Origin of the sequence: Aeromonas sp. QDB18, assembly GCF_027705325.1 — a bacterium.
GTDB classification, from domain to species: Bacteria; Pseudomonadota; Gammaproteobacteria; order Enterobacterales; family Aeromonadaceae; genus Aeromonas; species Aeromonas caviae.
The window spans coordinates 1-994 of record NZ_JAPDBQ010000312.1; the positions used below are offsets into that span (position 1 = coordinate 1).

General features: G+C 51.6%; 3 protein-coding genes. 1 reads left to right on the forward strand and 2 read right to left on the reverse strand.

What is annotated here, in order from left to right; translation table 11 throughout:
* A partial coding sequence (locus OKC30_RS21065; RefSeq protein ID WP_270665468.1) for a hypothetical protein occupies positions 1-235 on the forward strand: 235 nt, incomplete at its 5' end.
* 10 nt (positions 236-245) lie between these two features.
* On the opposite strand, the gene gmhB is transcribed toward OKC30_RS21065, so the two are convergent.
* Positions 246-788 (reverse strand): D-glycero-beta-D-manno-heptose 1,7-bisphosphate 7-phosphatase, encoded by a 543-nt coding sequence (gene gmhB, locus OKC30_RS21070; protein ID WP_043153901.1) that lies wholly within the window; start codon positions 786-788, stop codon positions 246-248.
* A gap of 113 nt (positions 789-901) precedes the next feature.
* Positions 902-994: hypothetical protein (locus OKC30_RS21075; protein ID WP_131867864.1), on the reverse strand; the 93-nt coding region annotated here is incomplete at its 5' end.

Consider the following 994-nt stretch of genomic DNA (forward strand, 5'->3'; position numbering starts at 1 on the left):
TAAAGAGCGACGCAGCTTTTGGCTGCTGCGGGAGTGGCATTCTACTCAACCGCCTTCTCGAGTCAAGCCTTATTTTCCAAGGCTTTTCGAGGCATCTACTGGCTTGTTTGCGTTGCCGCTTGCCCTGTCGATGGAGGCGCATTATAGGGAGCGAATTCGTTCTGGCAAGGGGATAATTGCAAAAAGATGGCTTCCATCGTTCAATCGCTCACAAAGCCACCAAAAAGCATCATAATCCAGCGAAATCAGCCTGCGACAGGTGCTGCAACGGCAAAATCATGCAGGTTGTCGTAGATGGCATCGGCCAGTTCAATCCCCGCATCAGTAATCGGCTTACCCGTTCTGACCATTATCTTGTGACCGACCTTGGCATTGATGGCCGCCTTCAAGTCTGAAGGTTTGTCACCCACCATATAAGAGCGGCTCATATCGATACCGAGCTCCCGCTGGGCAAGCAACAACATACCCGGTTCGGGTTTGCGGCAGTCGCAGGGGGCACCGTGGTTCGGGTGATGGGGGCAGAAGTAGATACCATCGAGATCCACATCGCGATCGGCCAATGACCAATCCATCCACTCGGTCAGGTTCATGAAGTCATCTTCAGTGAAGTAACCACGGGCAATGCCGGATTGGTTGGTCACCACGACCAGCAAATAGCCTTTTTTCTTCAGCAATTGCATGGCCTCAATCGCCCCGGGCAGAAAATGGAAGTCATCAACCTGGCTGACATAACCCGTGTCTTTGTTGATGACACCATCGCGATCCAGAAAAATGGCGGGTTTACTCACAGCAACTACCTCTATAGATGATTTCGCAAAAGTATCTCACAAGCCATTTAAAGCCCCAAAAGTAAAAGGGGTGGCCGAAGCCACCCCTTTTACGTGTGCATATAAAGTATCGATTAAGCGATAACTTTAGCTACAACACCAGCACCTACGGTACGGCCACCTTCACGGATGGCGAAACGCAGGCCGTCGTCCATCGCGATCGGGGC